At 60.3% G+C, this 23,787-nt stretch carries 19 protein-coding genes; 10 read left to right on the forward strand and 9 right to left on the reverse strand.

All coding sequences use genetic code 11. The annotated features are described in order from the left end of the window. Positions 1–52 precede the first annotated feature (52 nt). Positions 53–1,108: a tyrosine-type recombinase/integrase gene (locus I9184_RS19435; RefSeq protein ID WP_171637963.1), complete on the forward strand. Its 1,056-nt coding sequence runs from the start codon at positions 53–55 to the stop codon at positions 1,106–1,108. A 464-nt stretch (positions 1,109–1,572) separates the two neighbouring features. After that, positions 1,573–1,785, forward strand: coding sequence for a hypothetical protein (locus tag I9184_RS19440; RefSeq protein WP_171172364.1), 213 nt, complete (start codon positions 1,573–1,575; stop codon positions 1,783–1,785). Positions 1,786–1,789: 4 nt separating this feature from the next. Here I9184_RS19440 and I9184_RS19445 read toward each other — a convergent pair whose 3' ends face one another. Beyond that, entirely contained in the window at positions 1,790–2,797 is a 1,008-nt protein-coding gene (locus tag I9184_RS19445; RefSeq protein WP_209835474.1) for a replication initiator protein A, read from the reverse strand. A 386-nt stretch (positions 2,798–3,183) separates the two neighbouring features. Between I9184_RS19445 and I9184_RS19450 the strand changes: the two genes are divergently transcribed. The 3 genes from I9184_RS19450 (at position 3,184) to I9184_RS19460 (ending at position 7,769) form a co-directional block, all read left to right on the forward strand. Further along, the gene (locus I9184_RS19450; RefSeq protein WP_209835475.1) at positions 3,184–4,611 is read left to right on the forward strand and encodes an AAA family ATPase; all 1,428 of its coding nucleotides are present in this window, start codon (positions 3,184–3,186) and stop codon (positions 4,609–4,611) included. Between the two features lie 77 nt (positions 4,612–4,688). After that, positions 4,689–5,705: a ParB N-terminal domain-containing protein gene (locus I9184_RS19455; RefSeq protein ID WP_171637959.1), complete on the forward strand. Its 1,017-nt coding sequence runs from the start codon at positions 4,689–4,691 to the stop codon at positions 5,703–5,705. A 519-nt stretch (positions 5,706–6,224) separates the two neighbouring features. Further along, positions 6,225–7,769: a hypothetical protein gene (locus tag I9184_RS19460; RefSeq protein WP_171637957.1), complete on the forward strand. Its 1,545-nt coding sequence runs from the start codon at positions 6,225–6,227 to the stop codon at positions 7,767–7,769. A 70-nt stretch (positions 7,770–7,839) separates the two neighbouring features. On the opposite strand, the gene I9184_RS19465 is transcribed toward I9184_RS19460, so the two are convergent. Continuing rightward, positions 7,840–9,210, reverse strand: a complete 1,371-nt coding sequence (locus tag I9184_RS19465; RefSeq protein ID WP_209835476.1) for a nucleotide sugar dehydrogenase — start codon at positions 9,208–9,210, stop codon at positions 7,840–7,842. Between the two features lie 163 nt (positions 9,211–9,373). Next, positions 9,374–10,465 carry an NAD-dependent epimerase/dehydratase family protein gene (locus I9184_RS19470; protein ID WP_209835477.1) on the reverse strand — a complete coding sequence of 364 codons (1,092 nt, stop codon included), beginning with the start codon at positions 10,463–10,465 and terminating at the stop codon, positions 9,374–9,376. Between the two features lie 171 nt (positions 10,466–10,636). On the opposite strand from I9184_RS19470, the gene I9184_RS19475 reads away from it, so the two are divergent. From I9184_RS19475 to I9184_RS21160, 3 genes are read left to right on the forward strand one after another with little or no spacing between them, the layout of a single operon-like run. Then, entirely contained in the window at positions 10,637–11,608 is a 972-nt protein-coding gene (locus tag I9184_RS19475; protein WP_171637951.1) for an NAD-dependent epimerase/dehydratase family protein, read from the forward strand. Between the two features lie 13 nt (positions 11,609–11,621). Then, on the forward strand, positions 11,622–12,401 hold the full coding sequence (locus I9184_RS19480) for a methyltransferase domain-containing protein (protein WP_170347056.1): 780 nt from the start codon (positions 11,622–11,624) through the stop codon (positions 12,399–12,401). Next, complete coding sequence (locus I9184_RS21160; protein WP_209835478.1) at positions 12,398–13,939, forward strand: FAD-dependent oxidoreductase; 1,542 nt, start codon at positions 12,398–12,400, stop codon at positions 13,937–13,939. Before I9184_RS19480 ends, I9184_RS21160 begins: the two co-directional genes overlap by 4 nt. A 3-nt stretch (positions 13,940–13,942) precedes the next feature. Here I9184_RS21160 and I9184_RS19490 read toward each other — a convergent pair whose 3' ends face one another. From I9184_RS19490 to I9184_RS19505, 4 genes are read right to left on the reverse strand one after another with little or no spacing between them, the layout of a single operon-like run. Next, on the reverse strand, positions 13,943–14,692 hold the full coding sequence (locus tag I9184_RS19490; RefSeq protein WP_209835479.1) for a polysaccharide deacetylase family protein: 750 nt from the start codon (positions 14,690–14,692) through the stop codon (positions 13,943–13,945). A gap of 2 nt (positions 14,693–14,694) precedes the next feature. After that, a complete protein-coding gene (locus I9184_RS19495) occupies positions 14,695–16,134 on the reverse strand; it encodes an FAD-dependent oxidoreductase (RefSeq protein ID WP_209835480.1) in 1,440 nt (479 codons plus the stop codon). After that, complete coding sequence (locus I9184_RS19500) at positions 16,131–17,093, reverse strand: lysylphosphatidylglycerol synthase transmembrane domain-containing protein (protein WP_209835481.1); 963 nt, start codon at positions 17,091–17,093, stop codon at positions 16,131–16,133. The genes I9184_RS19495 and I9184_RS19500 overlap by 4 nt, the downstream gene beginning before the upstream one ends. Before the next feature lie 13 nt (positions 17,094–17,106). Then, positions 17,107–18,033 (reverse strand): glycosyltransferase family 2 protein, encoded by a 927-nt coding sequence (locus I9184_RS19505; RefSeq protein WP_209835482.1) that lies wholly within the window; start codon positions 18,031–18,033, stop codon positions 17,107–17,109. Between the two features lie 307 nt (positions 18,034–18,340). On the opposite strand from I9184_RS19505, the gene I9184_RS19510 reads away from it, so the two are divergent. Beyond that, on the forward strand, positions 18,341–19,777 hold the full coding sequence (locus I9184_RS19510) for a lipopolysaccharide biosynthesis protein (RefSeq protein ID WP_209835483.1): 1,437 nt from the start codon (positions 18,341–18,343) through the stop codon (positions 19,775–19,777). Continuing rightward, on the forward strand, positions 19,778–21,046 hold the full coding sequence (locus tag I9184_RS19515; protein ID WP_209835484.1) for a glycosyltransferase: 1,269 nt from the start codon (positions 19,778–19,780) through the stop codon (positions 21,044–21,046). A 7-nt stretch (positions 21,047–21,053) separates the two neighbouring features. On the opposite strand, the gene I9184_RS19520 is transcribed toward I9184_RS19515, so the two are convergent. Beyond that, a complete protein-coding gene (locus I9184_RS19520; protein ID WP_209835485.1) occupies positions 21,054–22,238 on the reverse strand; it encodes a glycosyltransferase family 4 protein in 1,185 nt (394 codons plus the stop codon). Then, entirely contained in the window at positions 22,232–23,737 is a 1,506-nt protein-coding gene (locus I9184_RS19525; RefSeq protein ID WP_209835486.1) for a PepSY-associated TM helix domain-containing protein, read from the reverse strand. Before I9184_RS19525 ends, I9184_RS19520 begins: the two co-directional genes overlap by 7 nt. Positions 23,738–23,787 lie beyond the last annotated feature (50 nt).

The raw sequence follows: 23,787 nt of genomic DNA on the forward strand, positions 1-23,787 counted from the left end.
CGCTTATCAAATGTGATTGATTTCCCGCCGATTTGCGCGCAGAGTGGCCGCCATGAAGCCCCCTGCCCCATATCTCCCCGCCGCCGCCCCTGCCCTGTCGCAGGCAGATCAGGACGCGCTGAGTGATCTTTATATCCGCGGCACCCCCGCCAATACGCTGCGGGCTTATGAACGCGATCTGATCTATGTGACGGCGTGGAAAATGGCGCGCTTCGGGGTGGCGCTGGACTGGCCCGAAAGTGAGGCCACGGCGCTGGCCTTCATCCTTGATCATGCGCGCGATCTGGGTGATGCGCCCGATGAAGATATTGCGCGTCAAACCGCGGAGGTGCTGATTGCGCGGGGGCTGCGCAAATCGCTGGCCTGCCCGGCGCCGTCGACGCTGGACCGGCGCATTGCCTCCTGGCTGGCCTTTCACCGGATGAAGAACCTGACCAGCCCGTTTGATGCGCCGCAGGTGAAACAGGCCCGGGCCAAGGCGCGCCGGGCGGCCGCCCGGCCCCCTGCCCCGAAATCCGCCCATCCCATCACCCGTGGCGTGCTGGAACAGTTGCTGGCCACCTGCCGCGGCTCGCGGCGCGATTGCCGCGACCGGGCGATCCTGATGCTGGGCTGGGCCAGCGGCGGGCGCCGCCGGTCCGAGATCACCGGATTGATGCGCGAGGACGTGTCGCTGAAGGAGTTCGACACATCCGGCGTCGCCTGGCTGTCGCTGCTGGAAACCAAGACCACGGCCAAGGGAGAGACGCCACGCCTGATCCTGAAAGGCCGCGCCGCGCAGGCGCTGGTGCATTGGATCGAGGTTGGTGAGATTACAGGTGGCCCGCTATTCCGCCCCATCTCCAAGGCTGACCGGGTGCTGAAACGCCGCCTGACCCCGGATGCAATCTATCAGATTGTCAAACATCGTCTCAGGCTGGCCGGATTGCCCGAGGATTTCGCCTCGCCGCATGGATTGCGGTCTGGCTTTCTGACCCAGGCCGCACTGGACGGTGCGCCGATCCAGGCCGCCATGCGCCTGTCGCTGCACCGATCTGTGGCGCAGGCGCAGAAATACTATGACGACGTGGATATCGCCGAAAACCCGGCGACGGATCTGTTGGGGTAGATCCAAGCGCCCTTCTGGCGGCATGGGGCGAAGCTCTGTTCGCACCTCTCTCCGTTCGGCACTCTGATTGAGTCCCGGGCGTTTGCTTGCCTTTGAATAAGGCCATCGGAAAAGCACGGAAGAATTGGCGGCACCGGTCAAAATGGCCATGGGCGAAACCGGCTGCATTCTGAAATCAAGATAGGCGGACCTTTGCACGTCTTGACGAACCTCCATTGCCATAAATGGCTGCCCCTCATAAGTTACACATCAGAAAAGCAAGACATGTTCATGTCTCAACAAAAAAACACGCAGTGTCGCACGAGTAGTGGAGCAATGCTCCTTCCGGTAAAAATAACCAAATTTTAACCTCTGGTGGTTCAAAGTTTTGCCATGATTTCATCGCGGAATCATTTTGGGCATCTGCTCAATGGCATGACGGCGCCCACCTGGGTTTGACCAGACCAAGACCATAGCCGGAGGACTTGGAGAAGATGATTGGAATTATCGGGATAGCCATTCTAGTTGGCCTGTGCGCCGGCGGGTTTGCTTTGATTTCCGGTGCGTCCATCCTGATGGCTCTGGGCAGCTACATCCTCTTTGGCTGGCTGTTCATCATTGCAGCCCTCATTGTTATCGGCGCTGTCAAAATCGTGAAGACACGCGTGCAGAAACAAAACCCCGCCTATTCCAGCTAAGCGCCTAGTCCCGTCCGGCGACCCGCTTGGCCACATAGCCCAGAAACGCCCGCTGCGGGTTTCTGATCTGTGGGCGGCCTGACGCGGCCCAATAAGCCAGCCAATCCGCTTCCAGCGCATAGACATCGTGGCCAGGCGCCATCGCCCTGGCCTCCTCCAGCGCCTGCGGCGGCAGGATCGGCTTGTCCGGCCCCTCGACCACCTGACCCCGGCGCGAGAACCGGATCAGGTCGCCCGGCTCTTCGGTCATCTCATAATCGGGCAGGTGATCGGCTGCGATCATGTCCCGGATCATCTTGCGGAACACCCGCCGGGGTGAGGCCGAGCCGGACTTTTTCAACAGCACCTCGACCGAGATCCGCCACTCGGGCTGACGGCCGCAATGTTTGCGCGCCAGCTCATAGATCCGCCGCTCGAGCGGTTTGCGCAGGCGGAAGTAATCGCGGCTGAGGGTCAGGACCGATTTCGCCAATACCGCGCGGAACAGCCAGTCCGACAGTTTCACACTGACGCTGACCATCCGGCCCGCCCTTGTGTGGCGGACAATCTCCCAGCTTTCGATCAGGCCAAAGCCGGTGGTGGTCTCTTTCTCGCCCGTGACGATGTTGGTGGTTATCCTTGTGCCGGCCAGCCGCTCGAACGCTTCGCGCAGGCGTTTGTATCCATCGCCGCTGGTTTCGCGGTTGGTGGCCACCAGCAGATCATGCGCCTTCAGATGCAACACCCGGCTGACCGTCCGGCCCGCATTGATCGCCGCCATCAACTGGCTGATGCAAAAGATCAGGATGTCCTTGTCGTGGATCGTCGCCAGACCGCGCACCGAAGGCGTCACCGTGATCTCGACCCCGTTATGTTCGTAATTGAGGATGCGCCGGTCCGGCCGGGTCGAGAGCGAAAACATAGGATGCTCCATCGACCCCATATCTGTCTTGGGCAGCGCATCGAAGATATCGCATACAAAAAAATCGCCCGTTGGGTGCCGGTCAGGCAACAACGCCCCTGACCCGCTCATACTGCCCTGCCCATATGTCCTGCCCGAATCTTTGTTCGTGGTTTTATTGACGCTTACCGTAGAGTTATCCACAGGAGGCGTAAAGCCGCCGGAACGTGGGTTCAGAGTCACTGCAACGTGGGATCAGAGTCACCTTATCGTGGGATCAGATTCAGTATGATTTGCAAGAAATACAAAAACCTATTTTTTTTCTTATACTTAATAGAACTCGAATTCACCCGTAACTAATAAAATAACAGGATTATAACTGAACATTTTTTTGCCAAACGCTCAAAAGCAGCGTCTCGAAGGCTTTCTACCCCTTAATTTTGCTTAGAAAATTCAGTTTTATGCTCATAATACTTTCACATGCTTCCTTTTGTGGTATATTGGCGAAAACATAGCACATGGGCAGTATTTCAATGCGCGCAGCAACGTCCGACGGACTTCCCCCGTATTTCAATATCGACCCGGATCTGGCCTATGCTGAACTGGGCGATCCAACCGGAACACATGAGTTCTCGCAAATCGCGGATGCCTGTGCGCGGGGGCGTAGCGACCTGGCGAACCGGGGGTTGGAAGAAAACGGGCAGAAAAAGCTGCGCTTGTTTTCAACCTGGGAAATCACCAAATATCTGATCCCTGTCGCGCCTGCTCATTTTCGCCGGGTCCTGAAGGGCAACCCGGATCTGCCTCAGGGACAGTCCGAAACCGAAGGCGGTGCCAAGTGGTTCACGCTGGATGAGGTTCTGCGGCTGCGGGCGCATTTCGCCTCGGAAGGATCCAAGGCAAAAGAATACCGCCCCTACCGCCCCGAGGGTCTGCCCGCCAAGATCGTGTCCGTGGCCAATTTCAAGGGTGGTGTTGGCAAAACCTCGACCTGCGCGCATCTGGCCATGTCGGCAGCTCTGGACGGTTACAAGGTGCTGGTCATCGACCTGGACAGCCAGGGTTCGATGACGTCGATCTTTAGCGGCAAGGTCAGCGATGAATGGCAGACGGTGTTCCCCTTACTCGCCCGTCATTACGCCACCCATCTGCGCCGCGACAATCAGGGGCGTCTTGACCGGGGTGAGGCCCCACATCCGATCGACGATACCCTGTCCGAGGCGCTGAAGACCCGCTGCAGCGATCTGATCCAGACCACCCATTGGCCGAATATCGACCTGATTGGCGCGCAGCTGAACCTCTACTGGGCGGAATTCCAGATTCCCGTCTGGCGGATGCAGGGCCGCAGCTGGAAGCTGTGGGATGCGCTGACAGATACGCTGGACGAAGATGGGGTGCTGGACGATTACGATATCATTTTCATCGATACCCCCCCTGCCCTTGGCTATCTGACGATCAATGGGCTGGCGGCTTCGGATATCCTTCTGGTGCCCATGGGGGCCTCGTTCCTGGAGTTCGACTCCACGGGGCGCTTCTTTGACATGCTGCATTCCACCTTCCAGTCCATCGAGGATGGCGAGAACATGGCTGCCCGCGCCCTGGGGCGGCCCGAGATGGCGTTTCAGTGGGATGCGGTGCGCACGATCATCACCCGCTATGACGGCAGCCAGCAAGCGGAACTGGCCGGGCTGATGCAGGCCTATCTGGGCCGGACCCTGTCGCCGCACTGGCAGGGCTACACGGCGCTGATCGGTCAGGCGGGGGAACAGGTCAACGGTATCTACGAGGCCGATTACCGCGATTTCAACCGCGAGACCTATGTGCGCGGGCGGGAAACCTTTGATGCCACCTATGCCTCGTTCAAGAAGCTGCTGATCGGCGTCTGGCGGGGCGAAGAACGGGCCCGGCAGGCCGAAGAGGCGGGAACACCGGAATTGTCGCTCTGAGCGCGATGTTTCGCGCGCGAAACACGCCTGCCACGTCCCGAAACAGAGTCTGATCCGCGCAGGAAAAGGAGAAACCAATGGCAAAACGTAAACGACTGACCCCTGCCCGACCGGATTATCTGGAAGACAACCGCCCTGCCCCCGGGCTGAATCCCATGTTCCCCACAGACGCCCCCCGGACCACGCCGCCGGTTGCGCAGGTGGCCGGGGCCACGGCGGCTCAGGCGGCGCTGGAAGAGCTGTCCGGAGAATTGCGTGCCGCGCGGGCCGAAGGGCGCTTGGTGCAGGATCTGCCATTGGACGCCATCGAGGAAGCCTATCTGGTCCGTGACCGTATGGCGGCCGATGACGCGGATATGGAGGCGCTGAAGGAAAGCCTGAAGGCCCGTGGCCAGCAAACCCCGATCGAGGTCGTGGAACTGGAGGGCGGGCGGTACGGGTTGATCTCGGGCTGGCGGCGTCTGACAGCGCTGCGAGCTTTGGCGCAGCAAACGGGCGAGGCCCGCTTTGAGACCGTGCGTGCGTTCCTGAGGCAGCCGCAGAGCGCATCTGATGCCTATGTGGCCATGGTCGAGGAAAATGAAATCCGCGTCGGGCTGAGCTATTATGAGCGCGCCCGGATCGTGGCGCGCGCGGCAGAGCAGGGCGTTTACCCGGATGAGACTGCGGCCCTGCGCGGGTTATTCGCCTCGGCCAGCCGGGCGAAGCGATCCAAGATCGGCTCGTTCATCGCGATCTATCACGCGCTGGATGACCATCTGCGCTTTGCGTCAGCTATTCCTGAACGGTTGGGGTTGTCGATTGCGAAAGTTCTGAAAGAGGAGGCAAAAGCAGCTTCCTTGATCACCACCGCTCTGCGGAAGGCCGCGCCTCAGAGCGTGGAAGCCGAGATTTCAGCTCTGACCCGTGCAGTGAACGGCCTGGGGTCGAATGGGGAAAACCCACCTGCTGCCAAGCCCCCCCTGAAAGAGACATTCGGCGGCATTCAGTTGAAACAGAGTCGAAACGGTGCACAGGTCACCCTGTCCGGCGAGGGAATGTCCGAGACATTTCTTGCGGAGCTGAAAGCCTGGCTGCACGCGCGCGGCACATGATGTTTCGCGCGCGAAACAGAGGCTGAGAGGCCTGGTTCTCTTGTAGTACGCTGCACGCTCGATTTTTTGCGGGCATTACGCCGTGACCCAGAAAGAGATGGGCCCTGATCCTGGAGCCACCACCCGATATAGCCAGGAACATCAACGATCAAAAGTCCGCGCCAGAACCGGTTGCATTGGTGTGCTCATGGCACTTGGTGAGATTGTTTTTGGTATTGAGATGCCACGATTTGCTGCGCTTGCGGGGATAATGCCGTTAAAGCCAAACTGTAATTCGTTGTTTTTTTTTGAGAAATAGGGGAGTATCCGGATTAGCTTTACCAGGAAGGGCGCAGGCGTCCGATTTGGATCGTTGAAGGCAGCTTGGATTCGACGCTCAGTGATAGCCGCTTTTTAGTCTGCTACGCCCCCCTATTGCGCGCATTTGTGAACCACATGTGTCAGGGGTCATTTGGCGGTAAGGGTCGGTAATACGCTCGAAGGAGGAATCAAAATGAAAGACTTAAAGCAAACAAAGCCATGAAGAACTCGTATGTCTTCATTCGCTTGGCTTTACCTCTGCTGATTTTTTTAGGGGTTCTCATATTCCGAGACGCTCTCGTGGATTTTCTGGAGACTACGACTGGTAGTTTAGGTTTCATGCTGCGTTTAATCGGGGGCATTTCAACCGTTTGGGAAAGAGCTCTGCTGTTTGTATTGATTGTCCTGGCTTTGGGTGCTGTGATCTTCCTGCTTTCCCGTTTCTTACCAAAACGCATCAGGTCACTTGCGTTGTTTGTCCTTGTCGTGGCAGGCGTCAGCTGGGCGTTGTATCCATGGACGGGACGTGACGCAGTTGTGCTTGGCGTTGTCAGCGGTGGGGTTTTGATTGCGAATTCCGGGGTGTTCTGGGCGCAATATCTTCGTAAGCCGGTGTCCGCCAGATTAATTGATGCAGTGATGATCTGCGCGGTTGGTCTGGCCGAAATATTGTTTCCGCGCCCCTACTATCTTTGGATAAGATGCAAGCTTGGTTCAGATGCACCACGCAAAGAGCCCGGTTTTGGACGCTACATTCCTGGTGTTGTTGTCGCCTCTGCTCTCATCGTTGTTTTTTTTCCTTTTCCGAGGTTGGCAGAAATTGGACAAAACCTGTTTATGTCCCCTCAGGCCAAAGTCATTTTCGGCCCGCGTTTCGGAATTTACACAAAGTACGATATAACTTCGATGGTGTTTGATCCTGTTTCAGGTCAGCTTTTTTTATGCGGAAACGGGACAAATACGTTGCTGGTGCTGCTCCCCGAAACTCAAGAGGTAAGCGATACGGGGATCATAACCGACAAAACTCAATTCTGTGTTTTTGACCCTGGCCGCAGGCAAATATCTTTCGCCAATCGGGCTGCTGAGAAGTTGGTTTTAGTGGATGTTGAAAGCCGCAAGATCGTGTCCGACCGTGCGTTGGGAACGTTGCCCCCTGGGGAAATTATTATGGGTTACAATTCTTCGGAAAACGTTCTTATTGCAGCGTCCGAAGCCGCAGAACGGGCGGAAGATATAGACTCGGTGCAAATATTCGATGCCAATAGCCTGGCGCGCAAGTTGACACTGGACGTGGATCCCGGAAATCTGATCACCCATCCTCTTAAACCAATTATGTATGTGAATTTTTTCTTCCGTGATGAAGGCGTACATGCTTTCAACCTGAGGAATGGAGAGCTGCTCGCCAGCAGTCCTTCGGACGACCGCAGTGACCGATCTACGGTTGACGTTTCACGAGAAGAATTGCTGGTGACCTCGCCGGTGCACGCGCGTATTCAGGTCTTTGATACGACCACTTTGGCATCAAAGAACAGCTTTCCCACTGTATTTGGCGCGCGCGGGTTGGCATTGGATGCAGAGCGTGACCTGCTTTTGGTCGGAAGTATATTGACGAACCAGGTTGACGTGGTTGATCTGAAGACTCGAAAATCTCTGCGGCGTTACAGGCTTGGGCCCTGGCTGCGCGATATCGTCATCGATCCCGAGAGCGGGACAGCCTATGTTTCTTCGCGCTTTGCGGTTTATCAATTGAATTACCTGGAGTGATTTGCCGTCGGAATGCGCAATCCCACCGAGTGTTCCGAAGGTATAGACACCCCCGCCGACCACAAGACGGTCACATCTTGACCAAGCGCCCGTCTGCCACCCTGATCCCCTGCTTTTCAAAGACGTTGCGCGTGTCAAAGACCAGCGCGGCCTCGCGCGCGACCAGACCATAATCCGGGGCGCTGTGATCGGTGATTACGGCCACCGCCGCATAGCGTTTCAGGTTGTCCGCCGTCAGTGGCTGGGATGTCCGGCCCGCAAGCTGCGGGTATTCGCCACCTTCGGGCAGGCGGGGGAAATACGGATCGTGATAGTCGATCTCGGCCCCCAGCTTTTCCAGCTCGTCCAGCAGCACCAGCGCCGGGCTGCGGCGGGTATCCTCGACATCGCGCTTATAGGCGATGCCCATCAGCAGAATGCGCTGTCCGGTCAGGGGGTGCCCGGTTTCCGCCAATGCAGACCCGTTGCGCGCGGCCAGTTCCGCCGCCATCCGTGCCGCCAGCATCGACGGAACGGCGTCATTGCTGGAGCGGGCCAGATTGATCAGCGGCGTATCAGATCCTGCATCCGCGGCGCGCCAGGCCAGATAGGCCGGAGACACCGGGATGCAGGCCCCACCAATTCCAGGACCGGGATAGAAGGGCATAAAGCCGAACGGCTTGGTCGCCGCAGCCTCGATCACTTCCCAGACATCCACGTCCATTGCTTCAAGCGCGGTCTTCAATTCATTGACCAGCGCGATATTGACGGTGCGAAAGCTGTTTTCGACCAACTTCACCGCTTCGGCCGTGGCGGCCGAACTGACCGGTACGGCGCTGGTGACGATGGCGCGATAGAAATCCTCGACCAGTTGCCGCGACAGCGGATCGTCGGCGCCAACCACCTTGGGGATACTGTGCGTGTCGAACTTGTCATTGCCGGGGTCTTCGCGCTCGGGCGAGAAGGCCAAAAAGAAATCGGAACCTGCCCGCAAACCGCCCGCTTCGAGGATCGGTTGAACCAGCGTGGTCGTGGCGCCGGGCCAGACGCTGCTTTCCAGCACCACCATCTGACCGGGGCGCAGATGCTGTGCGATGGTCTGCGCGGCGGCGGCGACAAAACGCATGTCGGGATCTTGTGCGTCGGTCAGCGGGGTCGGCACACAGATCAGGATGATATCGGCCTCGGCCAGTGCTGCGGCGTCCTGCGTTGCGCGAAAGCGCCCACTCTCCACCGCGTGTGCGATCCGATCCGGTGCCAGATACGAGATGACCTGACCCCCCTGATTGATCCGCGCCACCCGGTCGGGGTTGAGATCAACGCCGGTGGTATCAAACCCTTCATCATAAGCCGTCAGCGCCAGCGGCAGGCCAACATAGCCCAGCCCGACCACGGCAACCCGCGCATCGCGCGCCGCGATAAGCTGCTTGAGGGACTGATGGTGCGAGGTTTCGTAGTTCATAATCTATCCTGATCGTACAAAGTCACACTGAATTAAAATTAGCTTAGCAGATTGGAAACCTTCTCTCTTCATCGGATAGGACAGATCGGGAACGAAGCCAACTAATTTGTCGTTCCCGGCAAAGACCCGGAATGGGTGTTTCCAAAAACAAGGCAGTCTTGAATCAGCGTGCCGATTGTTTTCGCATATGCTCGATCCATTCGTCGAAGGAAACACGAGGCACATACCCGATCTGATCCTGTGCATATCGGGTTGAAACCTCTGGCTGACCGGCAAAAAGTCTGCGTCCCGCCATGTCAGGCATCACGGGCCGGGGTTTTGCCAGCCGGGCCTGAACGGACCGTGCCCAGTCTGCGGCGGCCTCGACCCGGCGGCGCCCGACAAGGCGGCGCAGATGCGCGCTGAGCTGCCCCGCCAGAGAGGGGCCTGCGGGCGCATTGCCATTGGGCGACGGGGGCGGGGCCGGGTTCGCAGCCGGATCAATCCGCACCTCTCCGCATCTGGCAAGGCGGGCATAGCCTTCGAAAAACGTCTTCCACCCCAGCGTGTCCGGTCCGCTGATCAGGTATCGCTCGACCCCGGTCCGGGGTGATGAGGCCGCGCGCAGGGCGGCCTGTACCACGTCATCGACATGCACGGCCGGGCATTGTCCGGGCGGGTCGGGCAGGATGATGCCGCCCCTGCGCATCATCGCCAATGGCCCGTTGGTCCAAAGTGCACTGCCGGGCCCATAGACGATGGTCGGCTGCAAGATGGCGGCGTCGCATTTCCCCTGCAACAGTCTCTGTTCCATCGCAATTTTGGCACCGCGATAGCTTTGCACATCTTCCGGCGTGATCGGGTTGCGTTCGGTGATCGGCCCGTTGGGCCAGCTGTCATAGACCACGGCGGAACTCAGATGCACGATACGGTTGCAAGACCCGTCTTCGGCGGCTTTGGCAAGCGCGTCGAAGGCTGCAAGGTTGTCCGCGCCGGAGGCCCGGAAATCATAAGCCAGATGAAACAGAGCCGCCGCACCGTCCAGCGCCTGCGTCAGAGCCGGGCCAGGGTGCAGCGGGCAAACCAGTGCCTTTGCTCCGGCCTGTTCCAACGTGGCAGCCCCGTGGCGTGTGCGCAGCAAGGCGGTCACGTCACATCCCAGTTTCAGCAGCGCATCGATCAGGCGCCGGCCGATAAAGCCGGTGGCGCCGGTCACGACCACGCGCTGGCCTGCAAGCCCGTCGCCGGGGCGGGGGTCCACGTGTTTTTCGGTCATGTCCGCAGGTTCAACATTCTTAATGCGTTGTGCAACAATTCAGCCCTTTTTCCAAAACTGTGCAGGCCCGGCCTGTCAGCGCACCATAGCGGTATCTACCATTTGGTGGCCACCGATCCCTATGCTAAGCCTGTGGCATTAGAGTGGATTCTGTTGGTACGAGGGTTTTTCATGCAAATTTTGATCACGGGCGGGGCCGGTTTTATCGGATCACATCTGGCCGAGCGCCTGATTGGCAATGGGCATGAGGTGACGGTGCTGGATGACCTGTCCACCGGATCGCTGCAAAACCTGTCTTCCGTTCAGGATCATTCCGCCTTTCGTTTTGTCGAAGGCAGCGTTCTGGATGCCACATTGGTCGAGGAACTGGTCGGGGCTGCTGACGCGGTGTTTCACATGGCCGCCGCGGTCGGGGTCAAGCTGATCATGGATCAGCCCAGCCAGTCGATTGCGACCAATGTGGACGGCACGCAGAACGTGTTGCGCGCGGCCCTGCGCCACAAGCCCCTGGTCTTCATCGCCTCCAGTTCCGAGGTCTACGGCAAGGCATCGAAGTTCCCGTTCAACGAGGATGACGACCTAACGATTGGCGCCACAAGCATTCTGCGCTGGTCTTATGCCTGCGCCAAAACGCTGGATGAGTTCATGGCACTGGCCTATGCGCGCGAGGTTGATCTACCGGTGATCGTCCTGCGCTTTTTCAACACGACCGGTCCGCGCCAGACCGGGCGTTATGGCATGGTTGTTCCGAACTTCATCGAAGCGGCCCTGGCCGGTCAGCCCATTCAGGTTCATGGCACCGGCGAGCAATCGCGCTGTTTCAGCCATGTGGCCGATGTGATCGAGGCGCTTGTGCGTCTGCTCGATGTCCCCGAAGCCCGGGGGCAGGTCTTCAATATCGGTGGTGAACAGGAAGTGACGATCCGGGGGCTGGCCGAAAAGGTCATCGCGATGACGGGCTCAACCTCGGAAATCCGGCTGGTGCCTTACGAAGAGGTCTATCCCGAAGGGTTCGAAGACATGGCCCGCCGTCTGCCCGATGTGTCCAAGCTGCGGCGGTTCACCGGGTTCAGCCCGGCGCGCACGCTGGATGATATCATCGCCGATATCATGGCCGAGAAACGCGCCAAAGCCTACGCATGAAGAGCCAAACACGATGACACCGGGACAAAGAGTTGAAAAGCTGGTGCGCGACACCGCGACCGTGCTGCTGCCGGACCGGCTGCGCAAATGGATCCGTAAACAACAACGGTTGCACAATCTTCAGTCGGTGCCGGTTGGGTCGGTCGATTTCGGCGGCTTGCGGCGATTGTCGCCGATCAGTGCCGTGTTCGGGCAGGATCGCGACCTGCTGACCATCGAACGCCATTACATGGAAGAATTCCTGCAAAACCACAGCGACGATATCCGTGGCCGGGTTCTGGAATTCGGCGATCCGGCCTATACGAAGAAATTCGGCGGTGACCGGGTCACGCAGGCGGATGTACTGAGCTATGTCGAGGGCAATCCACAAGCGACCATCGTGGCGGATATCACCGATGCGCCGCATATTCCCGACAACAGTTTCGACTGCATCATCATCACCCAGACCCTTCAGATGATCTTTGAGGTCGACAAGGCGATTGCAACGCTGGAACGCATTCTGAAACCCGGTGGCGTGGTGCTGTGCACCTCGCATGGGATGACCCGTGTGGCGCGGCGCGAAGGCGTGGATGACTGGGGCGAATACTGGCATTTCACCAGCCAGTCCAAGCGCCGCCTGTTCCGGGCGGTCTTCCCGGCAGAGAATGTCGAGGTGTCGACCGTTGGCAACGTCTTTACCTGCATCTGCAACCTGCATGGCCTTGGGGCCAGTGAAATTGCGCCCGAAGAACTGTCCACCCATGATCCTAACTATGAAATGCTGGTTCTGGTCCGGGCAGTAAAGGCGCAGTGAGCGATGTTGTCATAGGGTCCGGGCCTGCCGGGGTTTCCGTCGCCCGGGCCTTGCTGGCGCGAGGGCGAAACGTCACGATGCTGGATGCCGGGGTGGAACCAGGGCCCGGGGTCACGGACCGGGTGCAGCAGATGTCTCGAACACGCGCCGAAGACTGGAGTGCCGAGGCGCGTACAGCCTGGATGGAGCCTCAGTTTCAGGCCCTGGAGGGCGAGGTGTGGCGCTATGGATCCGGTTATGCGCTGGCCTCACCTGCGCGTACACTGGCGGAAGGGGCGGATTGGTTTGCTTTGCGCGCGTCGCGGGCGGCGGGCGGGCTGTCCAATGTCTGGGGCGCTGCGGTTTTGCCGTATCGGCAGGCGGATATCGACGACTGGCCCATAACGACCGATGATCTTGCCCCACATTACAGCGCGGTGGCGGACATAATGCCTGTGTCCGGGCAAAAAGATGGGCTGCAAGACCTCTTTCCCGCCTGCGATATGACAGGTCGAACTCCCATTCCGCCAACCGCGCAGGCCGAGATGCTGCTGGCCCGGTCCAGGCAGAAGGCGAAGGCATTGCAGGGGGTGGGAATGCATGTCGGTCTTGCGCGTCAGGCGGTTGGACCGGGATGTCAGACCTGTGGATTGTGTCTGCACGGGTGCCCGTGGTCGTTGATCTGGTCGGCTCGGCAGGCGCGTACAACACTGCAGGCAGAGCCGGGCTTTACTTACCGCGCGGATCACGTGGTGCGGCAGGTCCGCGAGGAAGGCGACGATGTTGTCGTCACTCTGGCAGATGGCAGCGATGTCCGCGGAAACCGGGTGTTTCTGGCCGCCGGGGTGCTGGAAAGCGCGCGCATCCTGTTGGCGTCACCCGGCTTGCGGGGCAAGGAGCTGGTGTTGAAAGACAGCCAGCAGGCCTTTCTGCCGATGCTGCACCGCTGGCGGGCACCCAGGCGGCCCGATGTTTTTCCCTATCAGACGCTGCCGCAGCTTTTTGCCGAACTGGATGACCCGACCGTGTCGCGGCAACTGGTTCACGCGCAGATCTATACCTGGAATGAATACTATGCCCGCGATCTGAAACAGAACTATGGCCGCCGGATACCCGGCAGCGGGCCGCTGCTTGAGGCGCTGGCCCGACGTCTGATCGTGGCGCAGGTTTTCCTGCATTCCGATCATTCGCATGAAATAGCCTTGCGTCTGGCAGAGGATGGGCGGTTACGCCCGGAACTGAATGAAAACCCCGCAACCGCCGAGACAATGCGCGCCGCGCTTGCGCGCTATGGCCGGGCCTTGCGGGGGCTTGGTCTGACCAGCCTGTCTTTTGCAGCGCGGTTCGGGGCACCGGGGGCCAGTTTTCATGTCGGAGGTGATCTGCCGATGTCGGATGACCCGGGCCCGGGTGAAAGCGATGTGCTGGGGCGCCCGCATGGCGCGACGCGCATTCACGTCGTTGATGCCTCTGTCCTGCCGACTATCCCCGCGACGACAATTACATTCAGTGTGATGGCGAATGCCCACCGGATCGGAACGCTTGCACCCGAAGCCTGACACTCAGTTGATGGGCAGCACCCTGCTCAGCCCGCTTCGCACGCCGCGCATCAGTTTGCGGGCCGCCAAATAGGCCCCGCCGCGCCCGGCAAGATGAGCCTGCCAGCGGGCGATGTCGGTGAAATAGAACATCTCGAGCCGCGGCAGGTCGTGTATATCATCGCCCGCTTTTGCCACGCCCAGCCTTGTGCCGACCGAGGTGTCGTAGTGCCGGGCGATCTGTGCGCGTACATTCGGGTTCGACGCGCCATAGGGCGGGGCGAAATGCCGGACGGGTTGACCAAGCCGGGCGGCAATATCCTGACCGGATCCGCTGACTTCATCCTCCAAGGTCTCTGCATCCAGCGTCGACAGATCGGGATGGCTGACACTATGCGCCCCGAAGCAAACCCCCTCACCGGCCAGTGTTTCGATCCGGTCCCATTCCATCAGCGGGCGGGGCGGGATGTTGCCCCCGGCCCAGCTGTCGGCGCCACCCATCAGGCCCGAGGGCAGATAGACGATCGGGCAGAAGCCATGTTCGCGCAGGATCGGCCAGGCGGTATCGGCGAAATCCTGGAACCCGTCATCGAAGCTGATGATGACCACACGGGGGGCAGGCGGGTTGGCCAGCGCGTCCGGCGTCACCACCGGCAGGCCGGACGCCGCCAGCGCCCGCATCTGTGCCGCAAAGATGTCGGGCGCGATCGAGGTTGGTCCCGGCGCGTCCGAGATCGAATGATACATCAGGATATCGGCCTGCCAGGCGGGCATGGTCAGTCTTCCACCACATGGGTGGCAAAGACCTCACGATAGCTGTTCCATTTCGCGCGGTCGATATTGCCCTTGTCGTCGATGCAATCCGCCGCGCCATAGGCCATGGCAAATGCGTGGTGCGTATTATCATGGGCGAACAGGCCCTGCCGTCCAAATACGAGCAATCCGTCCAGATCTGAGAGCCACTGATCAACCGTATCGAACCGGTCTTCATAGCCCACATCGTAGACCGGATAGGCATGGCTCAGCCGCCGGGTTTCGCAGCGGCGCACCGGCACGGTGACGGGCAGGCCCAGTTGCCCCAGCCATTTGGTGAATTCTTGCCCCAACTCCTCGTTGGACATGGACCACCATTTTTCATCCGGGTCGCAGGGCAACTCGGCGCACAGAACGGTGACGCCCTTCGGCGCGCCACTGGCGTTATAGTTCTTGGGCTCGGACATGCGGCTGATCGGGATCGACAGTTCCGGGAAATAATGCGCATCGAACTCGGTGAACTGGTCTGTCTCCAGCACCAGATACAGCAGGATCATGCCGCGGAAGCGGATGGCGCGGGCGGCCTCGACCACCTCTGCCGGAGGGTCGCTGATCAGGCGCGTCAACCCGGTCAGCGGGATGGTCGACAGGATCAGATCGCCGGTCAGGTGCCGCTCGCCCTCTTCGTCGCGGATCGTCAACCCGGTGATGCGAATGCCGTCCCGTTCGATGGCGGTGATTTCGGTATTGAACAGGAAGGTGGCGCCATTGGCCTCGGCACTGTTGCGCATCGCGTCCGAGATTTGCCCGAACCCCTTGCGCGGATAAAAGAACCGCCCCGCCGTTTCACTGCGCAGCCCCGGCAACAGGCGCAGCATCTTCATCAGGATCTTGCCGACCGAGCCGCTGCCCACCCGACGTTCCGCCAGTTTCACCGCCAGCTTGTCCGGATCCAGCCCCCACAGCTTGCGCACGTATGGGAAATAGAAATTGTCCGAAATCGTCGGGCCCAGCCCGTCATACAGCACGGTCGAGAACGTCTCTGGCCCCGTGCTTTTCTTGCGGAAGGGTTTCAGCACCATGTCGCCGATCAGCGACGCGGCAAAGGGTTTGGGCAGGCGCATCAGCGCGTCGGTCAGTTTCAGCGGAAAGTGAATCCATTTGCCGCCCAACCGGATGCGCCCGTGGCGTGGGCGCAGCAGCAGATCGTCGCCCAGCAGGGATTTTACATCGGCCAGAACCTCGGGTTCTGCGGCCGGATGAAACCGGTGCGAGCCATAATCGCAGATCACGCCCTCGATCGGGAATGAGGCCGAATTGCCCCCGGCACTGGGCGCGCGTTCGATCACGGTCACTTTCGCCTGCCCGGTCAGGGCATGGGCCGCGGCCAGACCGGCCGGCCCGGCGCCCAGAATGATGATTTCAGGCGTGCCGCCGCCATTGGGTCGGGAAACATCCGTCACTTGCACTCTTCCTTTTGGGAATTTGCCGGGGCGCTGAACCGCATTCCGGACATGGTCAGAACCAGCGCGCCAAACCCGCCCGCTGTAAACAACACAACCTGCCAGACCAGCCCGGCGGCCACGACAGCGGGGGCGCTGGCGCCGAAGGGGGCCAGGAAACCGGCCAATGTGGCCTCGCGCAGGCCCAGCCCGTTCAAAGACACGGGCAGCACGGCGATGATCTTGGCCAGCGGCCAGGCGAAGATCCATGGCCCGGCGGCCACATCGACACCCGCCGCCAGGGCCAGCCACCAGGCCAGCAGGACCAGCAGCAACTGGATCAGCACAGATGCGATGAAAGCGACTGCCAGCGTGCCGGGTTTGCGGCCCATCCCGGCCAGTGCATCGGCCAGACGATGGGCAAACCCCTTGCCGGGCAGGGACGGGACATAGCGCCAGGGCAGGGGCAGCAGGCGCGGCAAGGCGACCATACCCGCCAGCGCGGCCAGCAGGATCAGCGCCACTGGCCAGATCATATGCCCGCCCGCCGCGCTTTCCCATGTCAGGACCAGGCCCAGACAGGACAGGGTCAGCAGCGCCACCATGTCGATCAGCCGATCAACGGTTGCGCCCGCAACAACCTTCGCGCCGTCTTTCATCGCCGCCTGCGCCATGCCGGCCCGCACCGTATCGCCGCCAATAGCTCCGGGCAGGCACAGGTTGGCAGCCAGCCCGGCAAAATGCGCCCGGATGGCCAGCAGGGGCGAAAGCCCCCGGTTCAGCAGCAGCCACCATTTCAGGGCCGCGCCAACATGGGCCAACAGGAACAGAACGAACACGGACAGGAAAACCCAGATCGGGATCGCCCTCAGCGCTGTTACAATTGCATCGGCCGGCAGAATCCAGAACAGGATTGCCAGCACCAGAGCCGACCCGGCCACCCGGATCAGCCAGCGCCGTTGATTTGGATCGGAAAGCATACCGCCGCTCATGTCACGGTCTGAGATGCAGCCGCGAGATCATGTCGGCGATCAGCCCCAGCGACCAGATCATGATCGCGGCCAGGAATGAGAACACTGCCGTTTCGCTGAGGTTCCAGTAGAAGATATCGACGATGAACTTCACTGTGCCCAACGTGAAGAACGCCAGACCCAGCGGGATGAACACCCGCAGCGGGTTGAACAGCGTGCTGATGCGCAGGATCAGGATGATGAAATTCAGGAAATCGATCGGTCGGATTTTCGATTTACCCACCCGCTTGCCATATTCGATCGGCGTATAGATCATCCGCTTGCCGTTCGAGGTCATGCACAGCGTGATCGTGGTGGTGAATGAGAAGTTCTGCGGCAACAGCGGCAGGAACGGGATCAGCTCGGATTTGCGGAACACGCGCAGACCGGAATTCAGATCGTTGATCTTGCGCTCGGCCAGAAACGAGGCAAAGGCGAACAGGAATTTCTTGGCTGGCCGTCGCAGCAGCGGCACGTTTTTCATCGCGGCGCCCCGGTCGCCGACGACCATGTCCTGATCGCGGCACATGGCCAGCATCCCCGGCAGGTATCGCGCCGGATAGGTGCTGTCGGCGTCCAGAATGGCCACATATTCATACTGCGCCATCCGCACGCCGCGTTTGAGGCTGGCCCCATAGCCGGAATTGACATCGTTGAAGGTGACGGTGGCACCGCTGGCCTCGGCCTCGGCGCGGGTGTTGTCCTGGCTGGCATCGTCCACCACGATAATTTCGTAGGGAATGCCCAGCGGTTCAAGGTGGGTGCGCACATCCTCGACCGTGTGGCGCACGGCATTTTCCTCGTTGAACGCGGGGATGACCACGCTCAGGCTCATGCCGGCGGTTTCCGATGCGATCAGCTCTTCGGATGTGGCGCTGTTCGTCTCCATCGGCTCTGCGACTTTGTTCATGAAAATGAAAACCTTTTATTCACTCAATAATCCCTGCCCCGGCCACCGCTGCAGGATTTGCGGGGCGCATGGAACGTGACGGGCATAATTCCCTGTATTGCGTATAGTATTCGAACACGTACAGACTGAACATAGACAATAAATTTGACCAAATTCGACCGTTAAGGCGTCAAGTTTGTAATTACGTATACGGTGCGCAACAGGTGTGAGTGTTTGAGCCATGTGTCTATCGGCACTTGGCGGGGTTTGGGCGGCAGGAAGGAAACGGATGTCAGGGCGGCAGAGTTTCAGCAGCGGAGTTGCCTGGATGTCGGCCGGTATCTGGGTCGAGCAGGCGTTCAATTTCATCATTTTTGCCATTCTTGCCCGTATTTTAGGGGTCGAGGCCTTTGGTCTTCTGGCGATGGTTGCAGCCTTTGTGCTGTTTTCTGAATTCCTGGTCCGTGAAACGATTTCCGACATTCTGCTGACCCATGAGGCGCTGTCACCAGAGCGGTTGAACTCGGTTTTCTGGCTGTTGGCGCTGCTGGGGTGTGTGTTGACGGTTGCGCTGTATCTGGGGGCGGGGCCGGTCTCATATTTCTACAATGAGCCGGTTGCGCGCGAATTGTTGATCGGATTGTCCCCAACGGTGCTGATGATTTCACTGACGGCGGTGCCGGTTGCGATCCTGCGCCGGGAAATGCGGTTCCGTGTTCTGGCCATCCGTGCAGCGCTCGGCGCGGCGGTCGGAGGGGTCGTGGGCATTGGCATGGCGCTGTCCGGATACGGGGTCTGGAGCCTGGTCGGTCAGCGGCTGGCGATGACAGCCACCAATATCGTGATGGCCTGGGGGGCGGTCTCCTGGCGCCCGGCATTCCATGCGTCGCGGGATCACATGCGCAGGGTCTTGCATTTCAGTCACCGGATTCTGGGCCTGCGCGCGGCCGAACTGGCTGCGGTGCAATCGCCTGCGGTGATCATCGGCGCGATGCTGGGGCCGGTTCCGGCGGGGTATTATGCAATCGCCTGGCGCGTGATCGAGACCGCCTCGTTCCTGATTATCACACCGCTGCGCACCGTGGCGCAGCCTGCCTTTGGTGCGGCGGCGCGCGATGGTGGTCCGGCGACGGATTTGCTGATCGACGTCATGCGCCTGACCGGGTTTCTGGCCTTTCCGGCCTTTGCCGGGCTGGCGGTTCTGTCGGAACCGGCGCTGGTGCTGCTGTTCGGTCAGAAATGGGCTCCGGCGGCTCCGGTCCTGAGCCTGATGTCGGTGTTTGGCATGTATCTGTGCGCCGAAAAGGTGCAGCAGACCTTTTGTCTGGCGGCCGGTCAGCCCGGTCGTCTGGCGGTTCTGTCCTGGGTCGAGGTGGCGCTGGCGGCGGGGGTGATTGTGGTGCTGGCCCCGTATGGGTTGCCGGTCGTCACAGCCGGTTTTGTGGCTGTCTTTCTGCTGGTCTGGCCGCTCAAATTTGCCAATCTGGGGCATATTGCCGGGCTGTCCGGGCCGGCTTTGATGCGGCAGCATCTTGCGCCGCTTCTGCTGTCAGGGGGGGTGGTGGCGGCCGTGCAGGGGGTCATGTGGCAACTGGACGGCCTGTCCCCGGCTTTGCTTTTACTTGCCGGTACGGTGACGGGTGTTCTGGCCTATGGTTTGCTGGCTTTTCTGTTCCAGCGGGACAGGCTGCGCCTGCTGGTTTCGATGCTTGGGCCGCAAGGCGGGCACCTGCCTGCGGCTGACACTCAAGGAATTGAGAGATAGATGAAATCGTTACGCATTTTGATGTTCACCACATTTTATCCCCCCTATTCCTTTGGCGGTGACGCCATCGGCATTCAGCGCATGGCGCGGGCGCTAGTGGCGCGCGGGCACGACGTGACGGTGGTGCATGACGAAGACAGCTATCTGATTCTGGGCGGCAAACCGCAGCCCGAAGGCACCCCTGACGGGGTGCGGCGGATCGGGCTGCGCAGCCGCAACGGCATGATGTCGAACCTGCTGACCCAGCAACTGGGCCGTCCGGTTGTCCATGCTGCCCGCATCCGCGAGTTACTGGCCGAGCGGAAGCCGGATATCATCTGGCACAACAACACATCCCTGATCGGCGGCCCCGGCCTGTTGCCGATGGGCGAGGGGTTGAAAATCTATGAAGCGCATGAACACTGGTTGGTCTGCCCCACCCATGTTCTGTGGCGGCATGGGCGCGAGCTGTGCGATGAGCGCCAGTGCCTGCGCTGCGTGTTGCAGCACAAACGTCCGCCGCAGCTCTGGCGGTATACCGGTGCGCTGGACCGGGCGCTGGATCACATGGATCTGATCATTGCCAAAAGCGAATTCAGCCGCGTCAAACATCGTGAATTCGGCCTGCGGCAGGACATGCAGGTGCTGCCCTATTTCCTGCCCGACCTGGATCAGAGCGCCTTGCCGGAACCGGCGGCGCAGGAACGCCCCTATTTCCTGTTTGTCGGGCGGTTGGAAAAGATCAAGGGGTTGCAGGATGTGTTCCCGGCCTTTGACCGCTATCCCGACGCGGATCTGCTGATCCTGGGTGATGGTGACTATGCGGATGAGTTGAAGGCACAGGCCGCAGGCAATGACCGGATCAAATTCCTGGGCCGCAAGACGCCGGACGAGTTGAACGCTTACTATCGTGGCGCACTGGGGCTGATCGTGCCCTCGGTCTGTTATGAAACCTTCGGCATCATCCTGATCGAAAGCTTCCGGCTGGGCACGCCGGTGATCGCCCGGCGGCTGGGTCCGTTCCCCGAGATCGTGGAGCGGGCAGGGGGCGGGGAACTGTTCGAAACCGAAGATGATCTGATTGCAGCCATGCGCCGTTTTCAGAACGGAGGTGCCGCGCGGGATCAGATGGCAGCAGCGGCGCGGCAGGGGTTTGAGACGCTCTGGCGTGAAGATCAGGTATTGGGCCGGTTCGGCGCGGCTTTCGCGCAGGCCGCGCATCGTGCAGGGCGGGCCAATCTGGCCCATGCCTTGGAAGCTGGTGCTTTCGAGAACGGCGCGGCGGATTGACCGGGGGTTATCCCCGCCCGGCCAGTTGCCGGTACAGCTTTTCAAACCCGCTATGCACATGGGCTGGCGAGAACCTGTCTTCTGCACCGCGCGCCGTGGCATTGGCGCTTAGCCGGTCATATTCGGCGCGGTCGATGCAAAGATCGCGCAGCGCCTGAGACAGGGCATCAAGATCATCGACCGCACACAGGCGCCCGACATCGCCATCCACCAATTCACGCACACCGCCGCAATCGGTGGCGATCACCGGCAGCCCGGCGCGGAACGCCTCGACAATTGAAATCGGCAGGGCCTCCCACCGGGAGGTCAGCATATAAAGATCCGAGGCCGCGAGATAGGTGGCGACATCCGAGATCACCCCGGGGAAACGGATGATGTCGGAAACCCCGGCCTGTTCGGCCCAGGCTTCGACCTGGCCGCGCAGCACGCCTTCGCCCCCGACGACGATCCGCAGACCGGGCAGATCCTGCCGCACACGCCGGGCCACTTCGATCATCGCGTCGAGGCCCTTTTGGCGGTCCAGACGGGACAAGGACAGAACCAGATGTGTGCCATCTGCGCCCAACAGTTCGCGCCGCAGGGCATCCGCAGCTGCCGGATCGGCGGGCGGGTTGGGACGTACCCCCAAAAGCATCACCCGCGCCTTGTCGGGATCGACCTGGCGTTCCAGCAGGGATTGCATGACGGTTTCGCTGGGGCAGATCGCCAGATCGGCTTGCTGTCGGCAGGCGCGGGCCACCGCGTTGAGACGGTCGGGCGACGAGCCGTGATAGGTCATCACAATGGGAATTCCCATTCCCAGACTGGCCAGACGAGCCGTCAGAAGCGGGGCGGTTTCATGCGCATGGATGATATCGACCTTATGGTCCTTGAGCGCCCGGCGCAGGGTCAGGGCCGAACGTACCAGCCAGTACATTCTGAGGGCCGGGTTGAGTTTGCCATTCGCACTGTGGTCGCTGACCCGGTCAAGTTGCAAAGGTACAAAGACACTGCCATCCGCGGTCTCGCCAAGCTCGCCGGGGGCACCAGCCTTGATCACCTTGTGCCCATGCGCCATCAGGGACCCGCCCAGATCGGTAATGTGGCGCTGAATGCCGCCTCCGAATGTGAAAAACGAGCACATTTGCAGGATGCTGAGCCGTTCCTGAAACGCCTTCTCATTCGTCAGAGGAAGTGTTGTTTCGTTTACCATATCGGTTGCCCCAGTCGGAACGTGACGGTTTTTTTAGTGCCATCGGGTTTTGTCAGACGGGCTGTGATCTGGTTGGCCGTGTCATTGGGGGTGATGCGAAAAGATGCCTGCGCCTTTTCACCGTTCCGTACCAGTTCGACGGGCTGCTCTGCCCCCCCATCTGTTGCTATGGACGCCGCAGTGATGCCGGGTTCCCCAACCAGCATTTCGACATCAAGCGGGGTATCGCGGCGCACAGGTGCGGGCAGGATCAGATAGGCCACCGCAGCAGGTGCGTCGGTCGGGAAAACCCCAGCTCTCGGGTAGCTGCCCGGCCCAAAGCGCTGATACGCGGTCAGCAGGATACCCAGAACGATCAACAGATAGATCCAGCGGGACAGCCCCAATCCGCGCCAGATGCGCCGGATCGGGCCGTATTGTGCGGCCTCAGGAGCCAGCCGGGCCGCAAAGATCAAGGCGCCCGTCAGGGCAACGCCGGTGGCCACGAAGCCTGACAGAACCCAGAGACCCAATGAGAACGCACCACCCCAGGTGCCGAAATGCAATGTGTTCATCAATGCCTTCCAGCGTGCGAAGCCGCGGGTATCATCCGGGGTGAACGCGCCGAGCACCTCAAGGGTCACTGGATCAACCGATACGCTGCCCCATCCACTCGTCTTCGCAAAACCGACCACGGGGCCTTCAAAGGCAAAAGTGCCAGCCGGATCTCCCGGCAGCACCATGACAAGCGGCTCCAGGCCCGGCAAGGCGGCAACAGCGTTTGCCTCGGCCTGTTCAAGGGTGTCGGAACTGAAGCCGATAGGCAGGGCGGTGTCACGGGGGGAAGTGGGCTGAGGTTTTGGGGTTGTGCCTTCGATTCCCAGACCGCCGAGCATGAAATAAAAGCTGGTGATTGCAATCAGGATCAGAAGCGGCGCTGCCCAAAGGGCCGTTAGCCGGTGCGTGGCGCCGACCCAGGATCTGAACCCCCCGGAGCGTTTGGGCCAGCGGAAAAACCCTTTCCAGAAACGTCGGTAGGTAATCAGCCCGCTGACGATCTGATACAGCAGCAGAACGGATGTTGCCGAGATCAGGATGAAGATGGGGCGTTTGGTGGTCAGGAACGTATCATGCAGATCGCGCAGAATGTCGCGAAACCCGCCATCCCTCGTTTCGTAAACGACTGCTCCGGTCACCGGGTCAGTCCAGAAGCTGATGTTTTCGCCCCAGCCGGTTCGTCCGAAGGTTCGATCTGCGAACCACGGGGCGGGGTATTTTTCGATGACAAATACAGCGCTTTCGGGATGGGCGGTTTTAATGCCGTCATGGATTTCCGCAAAACTGGCCGTCCGGTCTTCTTTGGCAATGGTGGTCCAGATTTCCGGCCGGGCAATGGATTCAACCTCGATGCCGATGACAAGCACTGCCCCCGTCAGGAACATAAAGGCGAAGAAGATCGACAGGTGCAATCCCAGCCGGGTGTGCAGGGAAAATAGCCAGTTGCGAAAGGTTCGGGTCATCTGAAACGCTGACAGCTGATAAATTTACCGGCACACTAAATGAAACTGAT

It is taken from the genome of Ruegeria sp. HKCCE3926 (genome assembly GCF_017872515.1).
Taxonomy (GTDB): Bacteria; Pseudomonadota; Alphaproteobacteria; order Rhodobacterales; family Rhodobacteraceae; genus Ruegeria.

Coding starts and splice junctions, on each gene's coding strand:
- I9184_RS19455 (WP_171637959.1), top strand. CDS start 4,689: ATGGCAAAACGTAAACGACTGACCCCTGCCCGACCGGATTATCTGGAA.
- I9184_RS19480 (WP_170347056.1), top strand. CDS start 11,622: ATGACACCGGGACAAAGAGTTGAAAAGCTGGTGCGCGACACCGCGACC.
- I9184_RS19450 (WP_209835475.1), top strand. CDS start 3,184: ATGGGCAGTATTTCAATGCGCGCAGCAACGTCCGACGGACTTCCCCCG.
- I9184_RS19505 (WP_209835482.1), bottom strand. CDS start 18,033: ATGAACAAAGTCGCAGAGCCGATGGAGACGAACAGCGCCACATCCGAA.
- I9184_RS19445 (WP_209835474.1), bottom strand. CDS start 2,797: ATGAGCGGGTCAGGGGCGTTGTTGCCTGACCGGCACCCAACGGGCGAT.
- I9184_RS19475 (WP_171637951.1), top strand. CDS start 10,637: ATGCAAATTTTGATCACGGGCGGGGCCGGTTTTATCGGATCACATCTG.
- I9184_RS19470 (WP_209835477.1), bottom strand. CDS start 10,465: ATGACCGAAAAACACGTGGACCCCCGCCCCGGCGACGGGCTTGCAGGC.
- I9184_RS19435 (WP_171637963.1), top strand. CDS start 53: ATGAAGCCCCCTGCCCCATATCTCCCCGCCGCCGCCCCTGCCCTGTCG.
- I9184_RS19520 (WP_209835485.1), bottom strand. CDS start 22,238: ATGGTAAACGAAACAACACTTCCTCTGACGAATGAGAAGGCGTTTCAG.
- I9184_RS19465 (WP_209835476.1), bottom strand. CDS start 9,210: ATGAACTACGAAACCTCGCACCATCAGTCCCTCAAGCAGCTTATCGCG.
- I9184_RS19500 (WP_209835481.1), bottom strand. CDS start 17,093: ATGCTTTCCGATCCAAATCAACGGCGCTGGCTGATCCGGGTGGCCGGG.
- I9184_RS19490 (WP_209835479.1), bottom strand. CDS start 14,692: ATGCCCGCCTGGCAGGCCGATATCCTGATGTATCATTCGATCTCGGAC.
- I9184_RS19515 (WP_209835484.1), top strand. CDS start 19,778: ATGAAATCGTTACGCATTTTGATGTTCACCACATTTTATCCCCCCTAT.
- I9184_RS19460 (WP_171637957.1), top strand. CDS start 6,225: ATGAAGAACTCGTATGTCTTCATTCGCTTGGCTTTACCTCTGCTGATT.
- I9184_RS19525 (WP_209835486.1), bottom strand. CDS start 23,737: ATGACCCGAACCTTTCGCAACTGGCTATTTTCCCTGCACACCCGGCTG.
- I9184_RS19510 (WP_209835483.1), top strand. CDS start 18,341: ATGTCGGCCGGTATCTGGGTCGAGCAGGCGTTCAATTTCATCATTTTT.